The 23,392-nt window shown below is 30.8% G+C and carries 24 protein-coding genes; 4 read left to right on the top strand and 20 right to left on the bottom strand.

Going from position 1 to position 23,392, the window contains the following annotated elements; translation table 11 throughout:
- Positions 1-3 precede the first annotated feature (3 nt).
- Complete coding sequence (locus tag ACXGQT_RS05040; protein ID WP_457830311.1) at positions 4-1,335, bottom strand: cytochrome ubiquinol oxidase subunit I; 1,332 nt, start codon at positions 1,333-1,335, stop codon at positions 4-6.
- Between the two features lie 188 nt (positions 1,336-1,523).
- Between ACXGQT_RS05040 and ACXGQT_RS05035 the strand changes: the two genes are divergently transcribed.
- Positions 1,524-2,201 (top strand): DUF2461 domain-containing protein, encoded by a 678-nt coding sequence (locus tag ACXGQT_RS05035; protein WP_457830310.1) that lies wholly within the window; start codon positions 1,524-1,526, stop codon positions 2,199-2,201.
- Positions 2,202-2,254: 53 nt separating this feature from the next.
- Here the strand turns inward: ACXGQT_RS05035 and ACXGQT_RS05030 are convergent, their stop codons facing one another.
- The 9 genes from ACXGQT_RS05030 to ACXGQT_RS04990 all read right to left on the bottom strand — a co-directional run bounded on the left by ACXGQT_RS05030 (position 2,255) and on the right by ACXGQT_RS04990 (position 9,711).
- On the bottom strand, positions 2,255-3,055 hold the full coding sequence (locus tag ACXGQT_RS05030; protein WP_457830309.1) for a carboxypeptidase-like regulatory domain-containing protein: 801 nt from the start codon (positions 3,053-3,055) through the stop codon (positions 2,255-2,257).
- 18 nt (positions 3,056-3,073) lie between these two features.
- Positions 3,074-3,487, bottom strand: a complete 414-nt coding sequence (locus tag ACXGQT_RS05025) for a hypothetical protein (protein WP_457830308.1) — start codon at positions 3,485-3,487, stop codon at positions 3,074-3,076.
- A 17-nt stretch (positions 3,488-3,504) separates the two neighbouring features.
- Positions 3,505-4,506: an endonuclease/exonuclease/phosphatase family protein gene (locus tag ACXGQT_RS05020; RefSeq protein ID WP_457830307.1), complete on the bottom strand. Its 1,002-nt coding sequence runs from the start codon at positions 4,504-4,506 to the stop codon at positions 3,505-3,507.
- Between the two features lie 3 nt (positions 4,507-4,509).
- Positions 4,510-5,355 (bottom strand): rhomboid family intramembrane serine protease, encoded by an 846-nt coding sequence (locus ACXGQT_RS05015; protein WP_457830306.1) that lies wholly within the window; start codon positions 5,353-5,355, stop codon positions 4,510-4,512.
- Positions 5,356-5,358: 3 nt separating this feature from the next.
- Positions 5,359-6,075 (bottom strand): rhomboid family intramembrane serine protease, encoded by a 717-nt coding sequence (locus ACXGQT_RS05010; protein WP_457830305.1) that lies wholly within the window; start codon positions 6,073-6,075, stop codon positions 5,359-5,361.
- Positions 6,076-6,079: 4 nt separating this feature from the next.
- Entirely contained in the window at positions 6,080-7,957 is a 1,878-nt protein-coding gene (gene mutL, locus ACXGQT_RS05005; RefSeq protein ID WP_457830304.1) for a DNA mismatch repair endonuclease MutL, read from the bottom strand.
- Between the two features lie 86 nt (positions 7,958-8,043).
- Positions 8,044-8,331: a hypothetical protein gene (locus ACXGQT_RS05000; RefSeq protein ID WP_457830303.1), complete on the bottom strand. Its 288-nt coding sequence runs from the start codon at positions 8,329-8,331 to the stop codon at positions 8,044-8,046.
- A 72-nt stretch (positions 8,332-8,403) separates the two neighbouring features.
- Positions 8,404-8,883 (bottom strand): 6,7-dimethyl-8-ribityllumazine synthase, encoded by a 480-nt coding sequence (gene ribH / locus ACXGQT_RS04995; RefSeq protein ID WP_302884272.1) that lies wholly within the window; start codon positions 8,881-8,883, stop codon positions 8,404-8,406.
- A gap of 51 nt (positions 8,884-8,934) precedes the next feature.
- On the bottom strand, positions 8,935-9,711 hold the full coding sequence (locus tag ACXGQT_RS04990; protein WP_457830302.1) for a tetratricopeptide repeat protein: 777 nt from the start codon (positions 9,709-9,711) through the stop codon (positions 8,935-8,937).
- 137 nt (positions 9,712-9,848) lie between these two features.
- Here ACXGQT_RS04990 and recF point away from each other — a divergent pair, with 137 nt between their 5' ends.
- Positions 9,849-10,931, top strand: a complete 1,083-nt coding sequence (gene recF / locus ACXGQT_RS04985) for a DNA replication/repair protein RecF (RefSeq protein WP_457830301.1) — start codon at positions 9,849-9,851, stop codon at positions 10,929-10,931.
- Entirely contained in the window at positions 10,931-11,251 is a 321-nt protein-coding gene (locus ACXGQT_RS04980) for a DUF721 domain-containing protein (protein ID WP_457830300.1), read from the top strand. Before recF ends, ACXGQT_RS04980 begins: the two co-directional genes overlap by 1 nt.
- Positions 11,252-11,304: 53 nt before the next feature.
- Here ACXGQT_RS04980 and ACXGQT_RS04975 read toward each other — a convergent pair whose 3' ends face one another.
- The 3 genes from ACXGQT_RS04975 to ACXGQT_RS04965 all read right to left on the bottom strand — a co-directional run bounded on the left by ACXGQT_RS04975 (position 11,305) and on the right by ACXGQT_RS04965 (position 14,737).
- Positions 11,305-11,886, bottom strand: coding sequence for an NAD(P)H-dependent oxidoreductase (locus tag ACXGQT_RS04975; protein ID WP_457830299.1), 582 nt, complete (start codon positions 11,884-11,886; stop codon positions 11,305-11,307).
- Positions 11,887-11,951: 65 nt separating this feature from the next.
- Positions 11,952-12,530 carry a Crp/Fnr family transcriptional regulator gene (locus ACXGQT_RS04970; RefSeq protein WP_457830298.1) on the bottom strand — a complete coding sequence of 193 codons (579 nt, stop codon included), beginning with the start codon at positions 12,528-12,530 and terminating at the stop codon, positions 11,952-11,954.
- On the bottom strand, positions 12,527-14,737 hold the full coding sequence (locus tag ACXGQT_RS04965) for an endonuclease MutS2 (RefSeq protein ID WP_457830297.1): 2,211 nt from the start codon (positions 14,735-14,737) through the stop codon (positions 12,527-12,529). Before ACXGQT_RS04965 ends, ACXGQT_RS04970 begins: the two co-directional genes overlap by 4 nt.
- A gap of 72 nt (positions 14,738-14,809) precedes the next feature.
- On the opposite strand from ACXGQT_RS04965, the gene ung reads away from it, so the two are divergent.
- Entirely contained in the window at positions 14,810-15,520 is a 711-nt protein-coding gene (gene ung, locus ACXGQT_RS04960; protein WP_457830296.1) for a uracil-DNA glycosylase, read from the top strand.
- Here the strand turns inward: ung and ACXGQT_RS04955 are convergent.
- The 7 genes from ACXGQT_RS04955 to ACXGQT_RS04925 all read right to left on the bottom strand — a co-directional run bounded on the left by ACXGQT_RS04955 (position 15,493) and on the right by ACXGQT_RS04925 (position 23,389).
- The gene (locus tag ACXGQT_RS04955; RefSeq protein ID WP_457830295.1) at positions 15,493-15,843 is read right to left on the bottom strand and encodes a translation initiation factor; all 351 of its coding nucleotides are present in this window, start codon (positions 15,841-15,843) and stop codon (positions 15,493-15,495) included. The two genes, ung and ACXGQT_RS04955, sit on opposite strands and share 28 nt — an antisense overlap.
- Before the next feature lie 290 nt (positions 15,844-16,133).
- The gene (locus tag ACXGQT_RS04950) at positions 16,134-17,093 is read right to left on the bottom strand and encodes an isopenicillin N synthase family dioxygenase (RefSeq protein ID WP_457830294.1); all 960 of its coding nucleotides are present in this window, start codon (positions 17,091-17,093) and stop codon (positions 16,134-16,136) included.
- Between the two features lie 3 nt (positions 17,094-17,096).
- A complete protein-coding gene (locus tag ACXGQT_RS04945; protein ID WP_457830293.1) occupies positions 17,097-17,831 on the bottom strand; it encodes a DUF6048 family protein in 735 nt (244 codons plus the stop codon).
- The gene (locus ACXGQT_RS04940; RefSeq protein ID WP_457830292.1) at positions 17,812-18,276 is read right to left on the bottom strand and encodes a DUF6452 family protein; all 465 of its coding nucleotides are present in this window, start codon (positions 18,274-18,276) and stop codon (positions 17,812-17,814) included. Before ACXGQT_RS04940 ends, ACXGQT_RS04945 begins: the two co-directional genes overlap by 20 nt.
- Before the next feature lie 113 nt (positions 18,277-18,389).
- Positions 18,390-20,216, bottom strand: a complete 1,827-nt coding sequence (locus ACXGQT_RS04935; protein ID WP_457830291.1) for a DEAD/DEAH box helicase — start codon at positions 20,214-20,216, stop codon at positions 18,390-18,392.
- A gap of 89 nt (positions 20,217-20,305) precedes the next feature.
- Positions 20,306-20,548: a VF530 family protein gene (locus tag ACXGQT_RS04930; protein WP_457830290.1), complete on the bottom strand. Its 243-nt coding sequence runs from the start codon at positions 20,546-20,548 to the stop codon at positions 20,306-20,308.
- Between the two features lie 39 nt (positions 20,549-20,587).
- Entirely contained in the window at positions 20,588-23,389 is a 2,802-nt protein-coding gene (locus ACXGQT_RS04925) for a TolB family protein (RefSeq protein WP_457830289.1), read from the bottom strand.
- Between the last annotated feature and the right edge of the window lie 3 nt (positions 23,390-23,392).

Here is a 23,392-nt window from a genome sequence, read left to right as displayed (position 1 = left end):
AGTTTAATGTTTTTCGTGTTGAGGTCCATGGTAAATGGTTTTTCCTACCAAGACTAAAAATAATAATCCTAAAAGCATGTAAAGAGCAACAAAGCCTAATAAAGTAAATAAGGTGTTTCCTGATGAAACTGTAGGCGAAACTCCATCTACTGTTTTTAACAAGCCATAAACCAAATAAGGTTGCCTACCTAACTCAGCAACATACCAACCTGTGATATTGGCTATAAAAGGGAAGGGAACTAAAAATAAAATAGTCCATAAAAGTGGTTTAAAGCTATATAGTTTTTTTCGGTATAAGAACAAAATGGAAATCCCCATAACACCAATAAAAATAGTTCCCAATCCTACCATAATATGATAGGAGTAATACAAAGCAGGAATGTTATCGGGTAATTCACTTTTATCAAAATGATCCATTCCTATAATTTGTTTGTCCCATTCTTGATAAGTCAAAAAACTTAAAATATTAGGAACAGCAATTTTGTTATCTAATTTCTTTTCTACCATATTGGGCTGACCAATCAAAACAATTTCTGCTCCAGCTTCTTCGGTTTCAAAAATACCTTCCATAGCTGCAAATGAAGCCGGTTGATATTTAGCTACGTTTTTAGCGTTTAAATCTCCCGTAGGGAAAGCAACCAATAAACTAGAAATTAATCCGATGACTACACCTGTTTTTAAGAACAATTTTCCGTGCTCTTGATGTTTTTTAATCAACAAGTAAAAAGCACCAATACTAGCTACTACAAAAGATGAGGTAACCAAAGATGCCATTTGATTGTGTAAAAAAGCAGGTAACAACCAAGGGTTACTAAATAGTTTAGAAAAATGAGTCAATACAAATTTTCCGTTTTCTAAAATTTCATATCCTACAGGATGCTGCATCCATGCGTTGGTTGCCAAAATTAAATATCCACTAGCCCAAGACCCTAAAAAAACAAAAAATCCTGTTAAGAAATGCAGTTTTTGTCCCATCAATTTTTCACCAAAAATAAACAAGGCTAAAAAAGAAGATTCTAAGAAAAAAGAAAAGGTTCCTTCCATGGCCAAAGTCTGACCAATAATTCCTCCTGTAAGCTCAGAAAACTTAGCCCAGTTGGTTCCAAATTGAAATTCCATTGGAATTCCTGTAATGACTCCCATGGTAAAGTTGATGGCAAAAATTTTCATAAAAAATTTAGCAGCATCGTTATAAATTTCTTTGTTAGATTTTAAATAATACCCTTTAAATAGAATAATAATTAAAGAGAGTCCCATGGTAAGTTGCGGGAAAATGTAGTGAAAGGTGATCGTGAATGCAAATTGCAATCGATCGTAAAAAATCATGTCTTCCATGCTTTGTCTAGTTTAGACTATTAAGTCGATAAAATTGGATACTAAAACCTTTATTTTATTAGAGTTTTAGTGCTTAAATTGAACATTTAAATTTAAGGTATTTTGTTTAGTTAAAACTTTATTTAAGGAATAAAAGTATGTGTGTTTTCGCATGAATTTGTACATTTAGGTAGATAAAAAAGAAGATTATGTCAATTCAAATTCAACCATCAATATTTACATTTTTAAATGCATTAAAAGAAAATAATTCACGTGAGTGGTTTGTAGAAAACAAAGCTTGGTTTACGGAGGAAGAAATTCAGTTAAAAGTATTTTTTACCAAAATAATGGAAGGTTTAAAGGAAGAAGATGATATAGAAGGGATGAAAGCTTATAGAATTTATAGAGATGTAAGATTTTCTAAAGACAAATCTCCCTATAAAATTTATAGAAGTTGTAGTTTTAAAAGAGCAACAGAAGCTTTAAGAGGTGGTTACCATGTAGAAATTACACCAAATGGTTCTTTTTTAGCATGTGGTTTTTGGCAGCCTAATAAAGAAGATTTGTTAAGAATTAGAAAAGAAATTGAAATGGATAGTGATGAAATTAATGAAATCATTAATTCTGTAGCCATTCAAAAAACTTTTGGAGGTTTTTACAAAGGGGAGGCTTTAAAAACAGCACCCAAAGGTTTTGATAAAGAACACAAAGCGATTGAGTTGATACGTAAAAAAGATTTTATTCTGTTAAGAAAATTTACTGATGAAGAAGTGCTTGATCCAAATTTTTACCATGAAGTGATAAAATCTTTTAAAATAGCGAGACCTTATTTAGATTATATGAGTGATGTATTAACGACTAACTTAAACGGAGAGTCTTTAATTTAAAACAAAAAAGCCATCTAAACAGATGGCTTTTTTGTTCTTTACTTAATAATAGTTTATTTACCTTCTTTAGAGGTGTTTCCATTTTTAACAGCTCTATGGTTATCATAACACTCTAAAACAGCTTCAATAAGTTGTAAATCTGTCGCTTTTTGAATAAAGTAAGGGGAGTAGTTACAATTAGACAAAACTTCTGTTAATTTGTTAATGTCCATTTGTAAATAATCTAAAATAACTTCTCTGTCAAAACGATCAGTTAATATTTTACGAGTAGCATCTTTGTCTTTTAATTCTTTTAGGTCTTTAAGCCTGTTAGGTTTAGATCCAAATAGTTTGTAAACATAATCAGCAGGATTGCTTATTACAATTCCTCCAGCACCTAAACTGCTACCTACTCTGTTGTTTTTAATTTCATAGGTTTGTTTTAACCCGTTTATTTGAATTCTGTTATACTTGTCTTTAGGTACGTTTTTAACGTCAATTTCTAAAACACCAATAATTTTATAAGCATGCACATTTACCTCTGGTAAATCTTCTATTTTAGGAAATAAATTAATGTTTAATTCCGTTCCTATAGATAAATCTTTGGTTACTTTTATTTTAATAGATTCAAATCCTAGACTTGAAATTAACAAAGTATCATTTTCGGTAACATTAATTTCAAAAAGTCCTTCTTTGTTAGATACCTCTCCGTCTATATTGGTTAAGTTTAAAAGAGATGCTCCTTGAATAGCAGTACTGTCTATAGCACTTGTAATTTTACCTTTAATACTAAAGTTTAGTAGGTCTTGAGCAGAACTAAAACTATATACAAAAAGACAAAATGTAAGGGTAATATATGTGATTTTTTTTATCATAATTTGGTTTTATAAAATTTATTTGCTCTGCCTGTAGTTTTGTTTTCTATACTCTATATCTCCTTTTTGGCATTTATCAATTGCAGGAGTAATATTAATAAATTCAGAATCTAACACTTCTTTTGCACCTCTGTCTAAGTACCAAAAAGTTAATCTAATTCGTTTTCCATTTCTACATCTAAAAGTATACATTCCTTGATCGGTAACCCAACCATTGTACCTTAAATCAGATGTGTTGATGTTTTCTCTTACAGGTATTCTAAAATCGTTAAAAATTGAATAAACTTCAACGTTTTCTTCAATAACTTCTTGCTCTAAATTTTCGTTATTTTCAGTTTCTTCTTCAAGAGGAACTTCTCTTTGAGAAAAAGCAGTTGTACTTACAAAGCAACATGTTATGTACAGCAGTATTAAAAAACGTTTTTTTATCATCTTTAAAAATAAAAATACTAATTATTCAAATTAATTCTAGCCATTATAGGGAAATGATCAGATAAATTTACATCATATGTTGTAAACTTCCCAACTTCCATGGTATTATCAGGTAAAATAAAATCTATTCTAAAAGGGAAAAAGTAATGATAAGATTTTCCCAAACCAACTCCAGCTTCTACAAAAGCATCTTTTCTGTTTTCTGTAATTTCATGATAATTCCAAGAAAAAGCCGTATTGTTAAAATCTCCAGCAACAATGGTTCTGTATTTACATTTTTGAATGTGTTCTTTTAAAATTTTAATTTGATGTGATTGTTCTCTAAAAACATCTTTAAATCTTTTAACCAAAGCTTCGTTGTTGGCACCTCCGTAGTGCTCTTTTTGGGTATCTAACCTAAATGATTGTAAGTGTACGTTGTAAACTCTAACAATTTCATTATTGATTTTTAAGTCTATATAAATAATATTGTTTCCATTGGGTTTAAAAAGATGTTTTCCTTTGTTGACTACAGGGAATTTAGAATAGATAGCCAAATCAGATTCACGATGCATGTACACTTTAGGAAGGTTAATTTTAACATTTTTATCGTGCTTGTGTTCTTGAATACAAACAATATCAGGTTGTTCATTGTTTATAAAATCACAAATGTCTTGTTTAACAGTTGGAGACTTTATCCAATTAAACCTGTTAAATTGTCTTACGTTAAAAGATAAAATTTTGATGTCATTTTCTTTAATAACTTCTTTTTCTTCAATGGAATAAAAATCATGTAGGTGTGATATACCAATAAAAATAGAAATGATAGAAAGTAAAAAATGAAATTTTAGTTTTATCATCCAAAAAACAACAAAAGTAATATTGGTTACTAATAGTAGTGGGTAAGCCAAGCTTAAAATAGCAATACTAGGGTGTTTTTCAGGATCTATAAAGGGTAATGTATAGGTGGTAAGCAACAAAACAGCCACAACAACATTGATTAAAAATAAAAACTTGTCAAAGTAGTTTAACCTCTTCATTGTTTATTTTTTACCCTGTTGAAACAAAAATTCTTTTTCTTCTTTACTTAAAGAATCATATCCAGATTTACTTATTTTTTCTAGAATGATGTTTATTTTTTGCTGTATCTCAGTGGGTGTAGGTGTTGGTTTTCTTTTGTTTGTTGATTTGTAACTTGTTTTTAACGGAGATTTTCTTTTAAAAGTATTTTTAAAAGGAGTTGAAAAAGAAATTTTGTTTTGATAATAAATAGCTAAAAAACCAAACAAAGCTCCTCCTAAATGTGCCAAATGTCCGCCTGCATTTCCATCTGGTAATTGAACCAAATCTAAGGCTACAAAAATTAATGCAATTACCCAAAGTTTTACAAAACCAATAAATCGTAGTTTTAACTCATAATTAGGCATGTATGTAGTCAATCCAATTAAAATAGCCATTATTCCAGAAGATGCTCCAACCAATGTTGCATTCTGGCTCTGTAAGACAGGAAAAAAATTATAGCTAAACATAAAAACGATTCCTCCAAATACAGTTCCCCATAAATAAAAGGAAAGGAGCTTTTTAGGAATAAAATAATCTACAAATAAGTTTCCTATGTAGTATAAAAAAATAAGGTTGAATAGCAAGTGAATAAATCCGCCATGCATAAAACCATAAGTAACCAAAGTCCAAGGTTTTATTAAAAACTCATCAACAGAAGCGGGTAAGGATAACCAAGTAATAAAAACATTTCCATTGCTGCCAAAAAGCCATCCTAAACTACCTAATAAATAGGTAAGAATAAAAAGTGCAATGTTTGCAAATATGAGTTTTTCAACAACAGACCCATATTGATACTTGTGTTTTATTTGTGTAAAAATATCGTTCATATTTTAATACATTCTATATTGATTTTTTTTCCAAATAATAGCCATAATCAATCCAATAACCGCTCCACCAACATGTGCAAAATAAGCAGTGTTTACAGGGCTTAATAGAGGTTGTCCAGTAATACCAGAAACCAAATCGGCAATTACAATTACCGGAATAAAATATTTGGCTTTTACAGGTAAAACAAAATATAAATAAATTTCAGAGTCAGGGAAGTTCCATCCGTAAGCAGCTAACACTCCAAATATGGCACCTGAAGCCCCTAACATTTGCATGTTAAAAATACTATTAGCAGTCTGTAGTTGCTCGTTTTTATAAACTTTACTAGCATCAAACAAATTATAAATTTCTTGTTTGTTAGATCCCATGTTCACCAAAGCATCAACAGCTCCAGTAAACTCAAAATGGCGTTCTAATAAGTAAATTAAACTAGCACCAATTCCAGCGGAAAAATAAAAGAATAAAAATTTGTTTTTTCCCCATAATTGAACCATTGGAGTTCCAAAAAAGTACAAAGCAAGCATGTTAAAAAAGATATGTCCAAAACTACCATGCATAAACATACTAGTGACCAATTGCCAAGGTTTAAAACTAGGGTTGGCAAAATAATGTAAGTTAAACATTGCTCCCAAATCTACATTTTGTAAGCTTATAGTAGCTACAAAAAATAGAACGTTAATAATAATAATGTGCTTTATAATATCGGGTACTCTACTCATAATCCTAGTCGGTGTTAAAAATAATGTCTAGTTTTTTACTGGTAACCGTTGTGTAAATCTTTTTTCTAAACGGCGATATATTAGCTTCTTTACAGGCAAATAAATCTTGTATTAAAACTTCTTGTTCTACTTCTGTTAATTTGGTTCCAGTTTTTATGGCTAATGTTTTGGCTAATGATTTTGCAATCATATCTAACTGGCTAAAACTGTTTTCCTGAATGTCTTCTTGAAAATCTTCTATCAATTGTTCAAAAACCATGCTAATTTGACTCTCACTTATAGTAGTAGGAATACCTGACACAATTACATGGTCTTTAGACATGTCTTCAAACATAAACCCAGTGCTCTCTAGTTCTTCTTTAATGTTTTGGAGTATATGTAATTCTTGTTTGCTATAGCTAATACTAATGGGAAATAATAATTGTTGGCTCGATGCTTCTTTAACTGTAATGTTGGCTAAAAAATTTTCGTATAACACTCTTTGATGTGCCAAATGTTGATGGACTAAATACGTTCCTGTATTTAAATTACATAAAATGTATTTGTTCTGAATTTGAAAAGTATCTTTAACCAGTTTGGTTTCTTTGGTTTCAAATAATTCAGGGTTTAATTCATTTTCTATTACAGGAGTATTTGCAATAGATTCTAAACCATTGTACAAAGTTTCCCAACTTCCTTTGTTCTTTTTTGATGAAAATGTTTTTGAACTACCGGCAGAGTAATTATTAGTTGATTTTTTTTCTGTTTCTTGAAAAGGATTAAAGTTAGATTCTGTTTTAAAAGGATTAAAATTAGGATCTACTTCAATTTTTGGGGTACTAATAGGTTTGTCTTTGTAGCTATATGGAGTTTCAAGGTTTTTATCTTTGGTAAAATCCAAAGCTGGCATAATATTGTATTGCCCTAAGCTGTGTTTTACAGCAGCTCTTAAAATTTCATACAGCACTTTTTCGTTATCAAACTTTACTTCTGTTTTGGTAGGATGTATGTTGATATCAATAGTATTGGTAGGTACTTTTAAATATAAAAAATACCCAGGATGATTTCCTCTTTCTGTCAGTCCTTCAAAAGCTGCATTGATGGCATGATGTAAATAAGGACTTTTGATAAACCTATCGTTCACAAAAAAGAATTGTTCACCACGTTTCTTTTTAGCAAATTCTGGTTTGATGATAAATCCGTGTAGTTTTAAAACATCTGTATCTTCGTCAATAGGGATTAAGCGTTCATTGGTTTTTCCGCCAAAAATATTAACCACACGCTGTTTTAAATTTCCAGAAGGAAGGTTAAAAATTTCTGAATTGTTATGGTTTAAAATAAAATGAACATCATAATGTACCAAAGCCACACGTTGAAATTCATCAATAATATGTCTGGTTTCTACAGCATCGGATTTTAAGAAATTTCTACGAGCAGGAATGTTAAAAAACAAATTCTTTACCGAGGTATTGGTTCCAACAGGAGTAGGGATGATTTCTTGGTTGGTTATTTTACTCCCTTCAATTTGAATACAAGTTCCTAATTCGTCATCAGCTTGTTTGGTTTTCATTTCTATTTGCGCAATAGCCGCAATAGAAGCCATGGCTTCACCACGAAATCCTTTGGTAGATAAATTAAATAAATCTTCAGCTTCTCTAATTTTAGAAGTCGCATGCCTTTCAAAACAAAGTCTTGCATCGGTTTCGGACATACCTGTTCCATCATCAATTACTTGAATAAGCGTTTTTCCTGCATCTTTTAAGATAAGGTGTATGTTTTTTGCTCCAGCATCAATAGCATTTTCTAATAGTTCTTTAACTACAGATGCAGGTCTTTGAACCACCTCACCAGCTGCAATTTGATTGGCAACATGATCAGGCAATAATTGAATAATGTCGGACATTTGATTATAGGGGTTTCGTTTTTAGTATGATTGGTTTCATTATTATAATTAAATATTAGAAACCATTAACTCAAACTTTTTTAGAACTATCGTAAGATGTAAATTGCAGTCATAGAAAGAATGGCAATAATAATAGCCAATCTGTAGGTAGATTTTCTGTCAGCATTAGAGGAAGATCTAGCTCTGTTCCATTCGTGTTTTAGGTTGTTTTTAGAAAGCGTAACAGTATAATCACTGTTTTCACTTTCTTCATCGCTTTTTTCTCTTTTATAGCGATCTTCTAAAGCCTGTAAACGCTCCTTACGCTCGTCGTAGTAACGAGGTTTGTAGTTAAAAATATAGTGACCTACAGGTTTGAAAGGGGTTTTAAACATGGCTTAAAAGAAAAAACATTATTGTCAAATTTAAGAAAAATTAGACAATAATGCTTTGTATTTGGTAGGGGATTAGCGTTTGTTTAACGCAGCCATTTTAATTGCGGCTACAGCACACTCAATTCCTTTGTTTCCTAATTTTCCTCCAGATCTGTCTAGAGATTGTTGTTTTGTGTTGTCTGTAAGTACACAGAAAATAGTAGGAGTGTCATATTTTATATTTAAATCCTTTATTCCTTGAGTTACTCCTTCGCACACAAAGTCAAAATGTTTGGTTTCACCTTGAATTACGTTACCAATGGCAATGATAGCATCTACATTTCTGCTCTCTAACATTTTTTTGCATCCATAAATTAATTCAAAACTTCCTGGAACTTTCCAAGTGATGATATCTTCTTCGGCAACACCGTTGTCTAACAAAGTATCAATAGCTCCTAAGGTTAAGTTTTCTGTAATTTCTGGATTCCATTCAGAAGTTACAATTCCAAACCTAAATCCTTTTACGTTAGGTAAATCATCTTTATCGTATGCAGATAAGTCTGTTGTAGCCATGTTTTTTAGTTTATGGTTGTTTGTTATTAGTTATGAACTGTAAACCAACAACTAATTATTAGCGTATTTAGCTTGGTTGATGTATAAATCTATGTTTTTAGCTTGAGAAGAATTTGGAAAGTTTTGTTTTATGTTTTCAAATAAATCTTCTGCTTTGTCAAAGTTTTTTAATGTTAAAGCTACTTTTCCAGCTTTCATTAAATATACAGGAGCAACAGCATTGTTGGTTGAGTTTTCACCAGCTTTAGCAAAATACAACAAAGCATCATTGTTGTTGTTAGTCGCTAAACAAGCATCTCCTATACTTCCTGAAACAACAGCGTTTAAAACAGGGTCGTTTGTGTTTACGTCTTTTAAATAATCAATTGCTTTTTCGTATTCTTTTAAGTTTATATACGATATTCCAGCATAATATTTAGCCAAGTTCCCTGCTTCAGTACTTCCGTAGTTGTTAGCAATGTCTATCAATCCGTAGTTTCCTTCAGCACCTTCTAAAGCAGTTGTGTATAACGTTTCATCGCTACCAGCACTTGCTTTTGTAAATTCTTGTTTGGCAAAAAACAAAGCATCGGCAGCTTCTTTTTCTTTTGGAGCAGTAATAAACTGACTGTATCCCATATATCCAAATATAATAAGTACGGCAGCAATTAATCCTATAAATAAAGGTTTGCTATTTTTTTCAATCCACTTTTCAGACTTGTTAGCTGTTTCATCTAAAGTATTAAATACTTCTGCTGTTGTACTGTGTTCAGCATTTCCTGCATTGTCTACTACTACCTCTTCTACTTCTTCAGCTTTTTTATAGCCTCTCTTTTTATATGTTGCCATCTAATATTTTTATATTATTAAGTGTTAATTTTTTTTGTGAGTTGGACAAAAATAGTTTTTTTAATCGAATATCAAAACACAGGGTTCAGCAAAAAAATGATAAATTGCACTTCCTTTTTTAATTGAGTATAATAAATATGCATCTTCAGAAATTATCTTTGGTAAATTATAAGAATATCTCATCAGAATTGTTTGATTTTGATGCTAAAATAAATTGCTTTATTGGTAACAACGGTGTGGGAAAAACCAACGTGCTAGATGCTATTTATTATTTATCGTACACTAAAAGTTATTTTAATGCCGTTGCTACTCAGAACATTAAGCATGGAGAAGAGTTTTTTATTATTGAAGGAGATTACTTGTTAGAAAATGAACGATTAGAAAAAATTGTTTGTAGTTTAAAAAAGGGGACAAAAAAAGTGGTAAAGCGAAATGGTAAATCTTATGATAAGTTTTCGGATCATATAGGCAATTTTCCATTGGTAATTATTTCTCCTTCGGATAGAGATTTAATTATTGAAGGAAGTGAAACTCGCCGAAAATTTATGGATGGAGTCATTTCTCAACAAGATAGAACCTACTTGCAGAACTTGGTAAATTATAATAAAGTGTTAACACAGCGTAATGCTTTGTTAAAATATTTTGCTGCGAATAGAACTTTTGATGCCCTTAATTTGAGTGTTTATAATGATCAGTTAAATGAATTAAGTCAATATATATACCACAAACGTGTTTGGTTTTTAAAAGAGTTTGCTCCTATTTTTAACGAGTGTTATCAGGAAATAAGCAATTCTAAAGAAGAGGTAAGTTTGATTTATAAAACTCAATTAGAGGATGCTCCTTTGTTAGAGTTGTTTGAACAAAATTTAGGAAAAGATAGAATGTTGCAATATACGTCTGTTGGAATTCACAAAGATGATTTACAGTTTGAGTTGAATGGTTATCCTATCAAAAAATTTGGATCACAAGGGCAACAAAAATCGTATTTAATTGCTTTGAAATTAGCTCAGTTTGAGTTTATGAAACAAATTACAGGTAAAAAACCCATTCTTTTGTTTGATGATGTGTTTGATAAATTAGATGAGAATAGAGTAACACAAGTAATTAATTTGGTAAATAAAGATCAGTTTGGACAAATTTTTATTACAGATACTCATGGTGATAGGACTGAGAATGTGGTGAAAAGAACCAATCAACCTTATAAAATATTTAATTTATAATGGCTAAGAAAAAAATAGACCAGAGAACTATAAGGAACAGTGAAGCAAATCCTATTGCTGATTTAATGAAGCATTTTATCAAAGCAAATAATTTAGAAACGGGGTTTCAGAAATTAAATGTAGAAGAAGAATGGGCTAAATTAATGGGGCCTGGAGTAAAATCTTATACTGAAAGAATTAGTTTAAAAGGGGGTGTTTTAATGGTAAAAATATCATCGGACTCACTGCGTAACGAATTAAATTATGGAAAGGAAAAAATACTCTCTATGATGAATGAAGCGCTTGGAGAAGAACTCATAAAAAAAGTAGTTTTAAATTAAAACTACTTTTTTATAAATAACTTCCAATTTTATGTTTTCTATATAACTGGCCTTTATTTGTTTTGTCTTCCAAGTTTTTCAACTTTAGTAAGCCATTTTTCTCTTAAATTGCTATCGGAGTTTTTTACAATACCAAAGTATGAGACTTTCACCTGTTTAATTCCGCAAAAATTTAAAGTTGATTTTTTTAACTGATTTACACTTGGTTTACCATACATTAACCAATAATACCAACTAGGTTGGTCTAAAGTAGTAATGATATGTGCTGTTTTGCCTTTTAAAAGTTTGTCCCAAAACATAGAGTTTTCTCGGTATTGAAATGTAAAACCGGGTAAAAATAGCCGATCAATAAACCCTTTCATCATAGCTGGTAAACCTCCCCACCAAACGGGGTGAATCCATACCAAATGATCTGCCCATTTAATTTTTTCCCAAGCATTTAAAAGGTCAAGTTCTAACGCTGTTCTTTTTTGGTAGCCTTGCTCAAGATTTGGATTGAATTTTAGCTCAGAAATTGTAATTTCTTGTATTTCTGAACCAGTTTGTAAAGCTCCTTTTTTGTATGCTTTTGCCAACCCAAAATTCAGACTTTCTTTATTAGGGTGTCCATTTATAATTACTGTTTTTTTAATCATGTTTTGTTTGTTAATTGTATAAAACAAAACTATAATTAGCTGTTTTTATGACGAAGGACAAATGTCTAAAAAGAAATTTCTTTACGTATTCTACTTAAATGTCTTTGTGTAACACCTAGGTAAGATGCTAAGTACTGTAAGGGGATGTTCTGTATATATTGAGGTTGATTTTTTATCAAATCTTCATATCGTTTAGCGGCATTACTTCCTTGTAATGAAAATATTCTTTTTTCTAATTCAATATATTGTTGTTCGGATATTGTTTTTTGAAAAAGAGTCCAATGATGATTGTTATGAGCCAATTGTTCAATTTTTTCTTTCGAAATAATTAATAACTCTGTTTCTGTAATGGCTTGTATATTTTCCTGTGTGGGTTGATGTGTTAAAAAAGAAGAATATGCATTCATAAAATTGTTTGGAAATGTGATGCAATAGGTAATGTCTTCTCCTTTGTTTGATGTGTAATAGGACCTTAAAAGACCTGACAAAACAAATGCAACTGACGTACATGTTTCTCCTTCTTTAATATAGTAATCAAATTTATCTAAATGTTTAGTTGTTGCTGCATTGATAAAGTCGTCAATTTCATCATCATTTAATATATTAAAAGAGTTTAAGAATTTTTTTAGTGGAGAAATTTTCATTTTTTTATTTTAGCAGCTACCACCAATTCAATTTTATCTAATGTAGTAGCAGTAGTAAACATTCCGTAATTAATGGTTACTTTTTTCTTGTCTATTTTTTCTATAATTCCACAAGCCCTACCATCAATCAGTCTAACTTTGTCATTTAGTTTAAAAATATAATTGGCTTTTTTCTCAGCAGCTATTTTTTCTTCTTTGGCTTTTTCTTTTCTTACTTCAACTACTTTAGTTAATACTTCTTCTTCCGTTTTTTTCAAAGCAACTTCGGCTTTTTTCTTAGCTACTTTTTCTCTAACTTTTTGTGGTTTGGTCTTTTTAACTTTAGGATGAGCAATGTCGTATTTAGATTTTTCCATGATTACCCATTTGTCAAATTCAGTTTTAAACTCTTTTTTGTTGTTGGTCTGAAAGTACTTGTTTAGTAATTCGTTTGTTTTTCTACCAATACTTAATATTTTCTGATTGGTGTCATATAGGGTTTGGAAGCTTTCTAGTTTTTCTTGAATTTTAGCCTCTTTTTCAGCCAGTACATCAGCATATTCTTTTGCTTTAGAACTTTGCTGTTCCATGTCTAAAGTGTTGCGCTGTAAATTGGTACGTTCCTGTTGTAGTTTAGATATTGTTTTGTCAAAACGCACTTTAGATTTGTCTATTTTCTTTTTGGCTCTGTTAATTAAGCTGTAAGGGATTCCATTTTTTTGAGCGACTTCAAAGGTAAAAGAACTTCCAGGTTGACCAATTAACAAAGTAAATAAGGGCTCTAAAGTTCTACTATCAAAAGCCATATTGGCGTTTACTACATTTTCAAGTTCATCAGCCAATACTTTTAAATTGGTGTAGTGGGTTGTAATAACACCATAAGCTCCTACATTATAAAATTCTTCTAAGAAAATCTCGGCTAAAGCACCTCCTAATTCAGGATCGGAACCTGTACCAAATTCATCGATTAAAAAAAGTGTGTTGTTGGTGCATTTTTTTAAAAATCCACGCATGTTTTTTAATCGGTAACTATAAGTACTTAGTTGATTTTCTATAGATTGATTATCACCGATGTCTGTTAATATATGGTCAAAAAAGTGAGTAGTACTATTCTCATGTACAGGAATTAATATTCCACTTTGAATCATGACTTGTAATAATCCAATAGTTTTTAAGGTAATACTTTTACCTCCAGCATTTGGACCAGAAATAACAATTATTTGTTGTTGTTTGCCTAATAGTAAAGTTTGTGGTACAACAGGCAGGTTTCTTACTTTGTTTTTTTCTAACAAAATAGGATGATAGGCATTGATGTAATTAATTTCTTGATTGTTTGAAAATTCAGGTTTAACACCTTCAATTTCTTTGGCATAAAAAGCCTTTGCTTTTAAAACATCTAACGAAACTAATAACTTTATATATTCTTGAATTAAAGGATAAAAAGGACGAATTTCGTTGGTTAATATTCTTAAAATTCTGTTAATTTCTTGTTTTTCTTCTAGTAAAAGTTCTTGTAACTGTCTGTATAAGTTTAAGGTGTTTTGTGGAGCAATAAAAACAATGCTACCTGTTTTAGATGTTCCTAAAATGCTTCCTTTTACTTTTTTTCTATGGATAGATTGTACAGCTAAAACTGGTTGATTTTCTATAATAGATTCTCTAATATCATCTAAAAAACCAGCTTTGTTATATTTAGCCAATTCGCTATTAAAAGAACTTCCTAGTTGACCACGAACATCATTTAAGTTTTTTCTTATTTGATTTAATAACTCTGAAGCTTTGTTTTGTACTTCACCATAGTTGGTAATAATTTTAAAAATAGCATCAACTATACTTTTTGTAAACTCAATATTTTCTGTTAATAAAGATAAAGTAGGGTAGTAGTCTCTAAATTTTTGAAAATAAACAATGAGTTCATTACAAGTATTAGAGATATTAGCAATTTTTAAAAACGCTTCGGGGAGTAATTTGCTGTTTTCAATTTTTAAAAGTTTGACTTCTTTATCAATGTCATCAAAATAGTGATTAGGAATTCTGTTTTCGCTTACCAAAGAACCTAGATATTCATTTACCTGTGCTAGTGCAATTTCTAAATCTGGTTTGTTAGAAAAAGGAACAATATTGCTAATCAATTCTTTTCCTTTTTCTGAATTACAGTGTTCTGATATGCTTTCTAAAATAATAGAAAATTCTAAATCTTGTAAAGTTTTACTTTGTATTTGACTCATGCTTTAATTGTGTACTTACAGTATATATTGTTATTTTGTAAGTGCTACAAAAATACACATTCAATAATAAATATGCAGAATCTACTCCCAAATGATTGGAAAGAAATCTTGAAAGAAGAATTTACAAAAGAGTATTGGTTAAACTTAGAGCAAAAAACAGAGTTGGCATATTTAAATAATACGTGTTACCCTCCTAAAAAAGAGATTTTTAATGCTTTTAAACTTTGTGCTTTTAATAAGGTAAAAGTGGTTGTAATAGGGCAAGATCCTTATCATGGAAAAGGTCAAGCTAATGGTTTGTGTTTTTCTTATGTAGGAACTCAAAAGTTTCCACCATCACTTAAAAATATTTTTAGAGAAATTTCAGAAGATTTAAAAATTGACATGCCAAATAATTTTGGTGATTTGTCTGCTTGGGCAACACAAGGTGTTTTGTTGTTAAATGCTACATTAACTGTTGAAGAAGGCAAAGCCAATAGTCATCAAAAATTTGGATGGAGTTATTTTACTGATGCTGTGATTCAGAAAATTTCATCTGAAAAAAAAGACGTGGTTTTTTTACTTTGGGGAGGATATGCTCAAAAAAAAGAGAGTTTAATAAATATAAACAACCATAAAGTTTTAAAAGCAACACACCCTTCTCCTTTGGGAGCTAATAAAGGTGGTTGGTTTGGGTGCAAGCATTTTTCTAAAACCAACGAGTATTTAAAAAATGTATGTAAGGAAGAAATAAAATGGGAGTTGGAAGATGAAAATCAACCTCCAACTCTTTTTACTTTATAACCCTCTTTGGTTAATATTTCCATGATTTTATCACGGTGTTTCCCTTGAATAATAATTTCATCGTCTTTAACGCTACCTCCAACTCCACATTTATTTTTAAGCATTTTTCCTAATGCTTTTAAATCATCATCAGTTCCAACAAAACCTTTAATAATTGTGACTGTTTTACCTCCACGTCCTTTGTTAGAAAACAATGCTTCTAATTGTTGTTGGTTGTTAGGTAAAGTTTCTATTTCTTCTTCACCGTTATCAAACTCAAAATCTTTGTTTGTAGAATATGCAAAAGCTCCTAAAGCAGATAGATCATTTAACTTTTTAGCCATTTATATTTTTATTTGTTTTTGTTTAATAAATATAAGAACAGAGCATATTTCAAGAAGTAAACCAAAGGCAATAGGGTAGTAAAAAGGAAAGGTGTAATTTGAAATTTTTACATCACCTATAAAGATACCAAATAGTATAAATATAGTTCCTAGTAAGATGAATAATAGCTTGGGTCTGTCTAAAATTCTGTTTTTTCTTGTGTAAGTTCTTCTTTTCTTGCGGGGTCTTTTTCTGTGCATTTTTTAATTTTTATATAAAAATAATGAAAAAATAACAAATAAGCGGAGGCTTATTTTATTAAGCCTAACTCCTTTAGCCTTTCATATAAAAAATCACCAGCACTAATATCTTCGTATTTCTTTGGGTTGTTTGCTGATACACAATTGTCTAAGCAGGTTAAATCCATAGTAGGTATAGGGTGCATAAAAAAAGGAATGGAATAACGAGAAGTTCCCCATAATTCTTTAGGTGGGTTGACTACTTGGTGAATGGTAGATTTTAATTTGTTGTTCGTTAATCTAGACAACATGTCTCCAACATTAATCATTAATTCATTGGGTTGTGCAATGGCATCTACCCAATTACCGTTTACATCTTGTACTTGTAAACCTTTTCCTTGCGCTCCCATTAACAATGTAATTAAGTTAATATCTCCATGAGCGGCTGCTCTTACAGCTCCTTTAGGTTCTGTTTGAATAGGAGGATAATGTATAGGTCTTAAAATACTATTTCCATTGTAGATATATTCATCAAAATAAGTTTCCTCTAACTCTAAATAAATAGCCAAAGCTCTTAGAACATGCTTGGCTGTTTTTTCTAACTGTTGATATACTTCTTTTCCTACTTTATTAAAATTAGGAAGTTCTTCTACGATAATATTAGGAATTAGTACTTTTTGTAAAGCTTCTGATAAAACATCATGTTCATTTACATACTGACCAAAATGCCAAAACTCTTTTAAATCTCCTTCTTTTTTCCCTTTGGCACTTTCTTTACCGAATGAAGTGTAACCACGTTGTCCTCCTAAGCCATCAATTTCATATTTGTCTTTTATTTCTTGAGGTAAACTAAAAAAGTTTTTAATTTCTTGATATAATTCTTCTATTAAATTATCAGGTAAAAAATGACCTTTTAAGGCCACAAAACCAATATTGCTAAAGGCATTTCCTATTTGTGAGACAAAGGCTTGTTTTTCAGATAAATCTTTTGATAGAAATTGTTGTAAATCAACTGAGGGAATCTTTTGCATGACTTATTTTTTATAAAGAGGAATTCTATATGAAATGGTGTAGTTTATGTTGGCAGATGATCCATTCTTGGTAATTTTTCCCATTCCTGGACTGTAGGTGTTTTTAAAATTATCGGGATCGTTGGTAGAGATTACTTTACTAAAACTAACCATAAATCCTAAAAATAAATTTTTAAAAGTCTCTACTTTTAACCCTCCAACAATTTCTATCCAGTGAGTATTTAAGTTTGTGTATTTTATTCCAGATGCTTCTTTGGGATCAAAATAGGTTCCATTTTGCGCAATGGTGTAACTGTTAAGACGGTTGGTGTATATACTGGTTCCATATCTAGCACCTAAATAGGTTTCATTATCCATATCTAACCAATTGGTGTATAAATTATAATTAACACCTAGTTTTATGTAAGATCCTTTGGCGGTATGGTTAAAATAATCCTCTTCTATGGTTCTCTCTGTATACCCTGCTTCCCCTGCAACAAATAAACGAGTATTAATTCTCCAATCGGCTACTATTTCTCCTCCTGTAAAATCTTTTTCAATTCCTTTTAAAAATGATAGTGTAGGTTTTATAATATCTACACCAATACGCAATCCATAAGTTTTAGGGTTGTAAAAAGGATTCACACTATCTTTATCAATTTCGTTTATTACTTGGGTAAGAGAGTCCTTTTTTATGTTTTGAGAAATGCTACAAACAGAATATAGCATTATTATACTACTAATGATATATTTTAACATGTGCTTGGCTTTCGTTTGTAATTTCTGTGCTTATAGTAGAAAAACTACTTAACCAACTATTGCTAGTTGCCGTAAGGTTTACATTGTTAAATATGCTTTTGTACCCACATGCTTTTGATACAAAAACATCTTCGGTATTGTAATTAATTTCTATATCCTCTTGTGTGTTAATGCTATCTAGTATTGATAGGTGATAAGTAACCTTATTACTTTGTGTATCTAGAGGGATGGAAAGAGAATCTGTGGTGGTTCCTAGGTATAAAGTGTCTTTGTTGTTAGCCCAAACAACCAATGAAATAGATTTTGTTTGACTGATGGTATCTTTATTGTAAAATCTAATAATTAGTTCAGGGGTGGTAGCATCTAGACAAAATTCATCTTGACAGCTAAATGTGATCGCTGTAGTAAATGTTACTAGAAAGAGAATTGACAGTATTTTTTTCATATGGTCAAAGATAAAAGATTTCATTAGAAACTAAACGGACAATTTAACAAGTTCGCATAAAAAAAGAGGACCAATATTAAGTCCTCTTTTTTGTCTGTTTTTATTAAAAAATCTTAGTCTCTTTTACGACCCCAAGATTTGTTTTGAACACGTCCGGCACCACCACTACGGTTAGAGTTTTCTCTATTTCCACCTTCTCTACGTCTTCCTTTAAAGTCACCACTATCTCTTCGAGGTCTATCGTTTCTGTCTCCTCCACGGAAATTTCCACCATCTCTACGTGGTCTTCTATCTCCACCACGACCACCACCTCCGCCAGAACGACGTTTTTTGGTGATTTCTACATTAACACCTCTTCCTTCAAATTCAGGAGAATTGGCTAAAAATGCATCAAGAGTTTCTTTTTCAAAGTTTTTGTCTAACTCAAAGAAAGAAAAAGTATCTAAAATTTCAATTTGTCCTATTTCTACGTTGTTTGTTATGTTTTGATCATTGATCAATCCCATTAAACGAGGAGGCGTTAAATTGTCTTTTCTACCTATGTTGATAAAGAAACGAGACATGTTTTCATCATCTCTTCTTTTACCTCTATCATCTCTTTCTCTAGCAGGTCTGTTGTCGTTAATATCATTTGCTTTAGAATAGTATTCTAAGAAAGCATTAAATTCAACAGAGATGAATTTTTGAATCAATTCTTCACGAGATAACCCTTCAAATTGTTCGTATATATTATCTAAATAACCAGAGATTTCTTTAGTATTGATTTCAGTATTTTTTACTTTTTCAACCAATTTAAATAACTGAATTTCACAAATTTCTTTTCCGCTAGGAACTTCTTTTTTGATGAATTTCTTTTGAATTTTACGTTCAATTGGTCTTAGTTTTCCTACTTCTCTTGCAGTAACCAAAACAATAGATGTTCCTTTGTTACCAGCTCTACCTGTACGTCCACTACGGTGTGTATAAGCTTCGTTTTGGTCTGGTAATTTGTGGTTAATTACGTGTGTTAAGTTGTTTACATCTAATCCACGAGCAGCAACATCTGTAGCTACTAGCATTTGAACTGTTTTGTTACGGAACTTTTGCATTACGTTATCACGTTGTGCTTGTGATAAGTCTCCATGTAAAGAATCAGCATTGTATCCGTCAGCAATTAATTTTTCTGATACTTCTTGACATTCACGTCTAGTTCTACAGAATATAATACCATAAATATCAGGATTTACATCCGCAATACGTTTAATAGCAGCATAACGGTTACGCTCTGTTACTACATAGTATTCATTACTTACATCATCAGAACCAGTGTTTTTTGTACCTGCAGAAAGTTCTACGGGTTGGTGCATGTAATTACGTGCAATAGCTTCAACTTCTCTAGGAAAAGTTGCAGAGAATAATAAAGTTTGCTTGGTTTCTGGAGTAGCTTCTAATACAGCATCTAAATCATCTTTAAACCCCATATTTAACATTTCATCGGCTTCGTCTAAAACTAACCATTGAATGTTTTCTAGTTTTAATCTTCTTCTGTTGATTAAATCTACTGTTCTACCAGGAGTTCCTACAACTATTTGTGCTCCTCTATTTAATTTTCTTGATTGATCTTCAATACTTGCTCCTCCGTATACAGTTACAACTTTTAAACCTTTAATGTTTTTAGAAAATTTTTGAATTTGATCTCCAATTTGCACCGCTAATTCACGGGTAGGAGATAAAATAATAGCCTGAACATTGTTGTTGTCAGTATCAATTTGTTGAATGATAGGTAAACTAAAAGCTGCAGTTTTTCCTGTTCCTGTTTGTGCAAAAGCTTTTAAATCAGCAGTTGATGAGATTACTTGAGGAATTGCTTTTTCTTGAATTTCTGATGGAGTTTCATACCCCATATCGGTTAAAGCTGAAAGAATTTCTTCTCTCAACCCTAATTCGCTAAATGTCGACATATAGTTTGTTTAATGATCCACAAACCTATACGACTAGTTTGCAAATCTGATTATGAAAGTGCAAAAGTACGCTATTTACTTTGAACTACCTATAAATTATGTAACTCTTTATATTCTAGCCAATCAAGATATAAATCTTCGGTGCGTTTTCTAGCCCAAGGCATTGTTCTTAAGAATTTTAAACTGCTTTTATAAGTAGGATTATTTCCAAAACACTTGATTCCTGTTTCTTTTTCCATCTCTTCCCAACCTAAATTTTCTATGAGCTCAGTAAGAATATCGGCAAGTTTTATTCCGTGCAGTGGATTATTTGGTTGTGAATTTAAAGACATAAGAATTCTTTTTTAGCAAATTTAGGCTAAAAATATCTTTTAGAAAGATAAGTTGGTGCCTAAAATAAACTGAAAACTATTGGTGTTGCTATTTGTTATAACATCTCTTTTTAGCAAATGATTATATCTTATTCCTGCTGTTATGGGTAAAATATTAAAATATACATTGTCAAATAATAACTCTGTACCTGTTGAGTTGTAATTTATGTTTTTGTATTCAGCTTTTAAATTACTTTTATTTAAAGTACCCACTCCATAATCATAAAACAAATTGGCTTTAATTCTTTTAAAGTAAATCAGCCCTAAAAAACCAAAATCAGGATAAGCCAAAGGTAAATGGTAATTAATACTTATTGATTTGAACTCATCATTTAAGGGAGTGTTGTATCCTCTAGGGTAAACATAAGAATCATTAAATTGATAAGGGTTTGATAAGCTTTCTTTTTGATAAGATGTGCGAACTCTTGTGTAATGATTTTGAGAAAAACCAGGTAAATAAAAAGTAGAATTAAGGTTTATTTTACTGCTGCTATTTTTAAAACCAGACATTTTACTAGCGTTGATGACCATTCCTAATTTAGGACCAAGGTTTTGATAAGCAGTTCTTTTAATACTACTAAATGTAAATCCGGTTTCATAAGCAGTTAAATTATTTTTGCTAGTGTTGTTTAAAATAAATTGATTGATTTCTGCATAAGGCAAAAAGCTAGATACAAAATTTCCTCTGTACCAAGTAAGTGGAATTCCTGTGTTAAAACCTATATGAGTTTCGTTAAAATTTAAAATATCATATCCTTCTGTAGCTGAATTATCATAAATAGTACTTCGGTTTGTTTTACTAGCACTTAAAGTAAATTCAGGATAATATTTAGAAAAAATAACATTACCGCTATAACTTATATTGTTGTTTTCGTTATGATTAATTTCCGTAGTTAAATTTACAGCCAAATCATTTAAAATATTAACAGCTCTAAGGTTGACTGAGGAAACTGAAGGAGAGGGAATAATTCCCCAAGTGTGGAGCTTTAACCCAGAAAATACACTGTGATATTTTATGGGAGTGTAATCAATACTATCTATTTTAGTTAATATATTCCCGCCTTCTTGTTTGTTTGCAACAGTATTAAACTGTTCCATGTGTACAGGTTCTTTAAACTTAATTACATTTGCATTTCTGTTTATTTTTTGTTGTGAAATAACGTAACCCATGCTGGTAAATTCTGTAAAAATAATTTTATTATTTATAACATTAGGTTGATAAGCTCCTACAGGAACCGAGGAAATTTGATGTGTTTTTTTACTACCGTTTAAATCGGTTTTGTAGATGTTGTCTATTCCTGAAAAACTTGCATTAAAATAAACGTTAGTATTGCTTACTGTTGGTGTTTCTATAGTATGCCTTGTCCATGGAGTTAATTCAGTTTGTTTGTTGTTGATAATATTGTGTTTTATCATACAAAGTTTACCATTCCTTTTATGAATACTTATAATGTGTTTACCGTCTGGAGTCCATGTTGTTCTAGATAAAAAATCATTCTCAATATTTTTAAATGTTTTTTGAATACTTCCTGTTTTAGCATCAATAATGCAAAGGTTAAATTTTTCTAAGGTATCGATGTTAATTACAGCAATTTTGGTTCCGTCTGGAGAAACGGAAGGAGAAAAATATCTTGTGTGTTTTGTAAGCCTCTTTTTTTGATTTGTATTTAAATCATACAGAATAACATCAGAAAAATCTTGTAATCCCCTACGTGCATTTCTTGTGGTTTCTGTCCATGCTAATATTTGATGATTGTACGATAGAAAATCATCATTATTAATTCCAATAGAGGTGATTTTTTCCTCTTTAGCATGGGTTATTTTTACAATTTCATCGGTAGAATTATATGATTTTTTTCTAGCAATAATGGTTTTATCATCAATAAAAATAGGAAAACTGTATGAGGTTACTGTGGAAAAGTCTTTATTTAAAATTGGCTTAGTTTCAATAATCTTAGTATTATTAAGCTGTTGAACCGTTTTTTCTTTAAGCTTATTCCAAGATTTTTTATATAAATCTTTGGTTCCTTTTAGAGAACTGTTCCTTTTAATAGCCTTTGAAAAAGGATAAATAATTCCTTTAAATGAAGTAGATTCTATTAAAACGGTACGTGTAATATTGTTTCCATAATGATTTTTTAAATAGGATAACATCATGTAACCTAAAGGGTAGTGGTTAGGAAGCATATCTTTATAAGAACCATTCCTGTGTTTGGTATAAGAGTAGTTTAACTCTTCTTGAATTAGAGCTCTTTGTTGTGTGGTAAAGTAAGGATTTCTTCCTCTTCCGGACAATGTTAAAGCAGTTTCACTAATAACAGCATCACCTTCGTAATACCAATTGGGTAAAACCAAGTTATTGGCTACAGCCCAAAAAGATTCTCCACCTAAAAAATATAAAAAATGAACAATTCCATTTTTAGCATTTACATTTTGTAGCACATGCCTGTATTCATGAATAGCCAAAACATCTAACCATTCTAATGATCCTAAATTTAAGTTACTTTGTGGTGGAGTTCCAAAAAACTCACTTCGTAAAGGAGCTAATCCTACATAACCATTGGCATTGGTAGTTTGAGTTTGTAATACCAAATCAAAATTTTTAGCTTTTTTACCTACAGAATTTGTATTGTTTTGGTGGATGTAATTAATAATTCTTGCAATTCTTTCCGCTTCAGCTGTCATCCCTTTAGGGTGAATTACATTTACCTCACTAGTTTTAATAACTTGCCAGTCTTGCCCTAATGGATGCCCTCCAAAATATTGTTGAGAATAGCAGCTTACCAAAGAAACTAATGTCAAGAT

It is taken from the genome of Wenyingzhuangia sp. IMCC45467, from assembly GCF_054111205.1.
The sequence above is the reverse complement of the archived record's forward strand: the minus strand, read 5'-3'. Positions and strand labels throughout refer to the sequence as shown.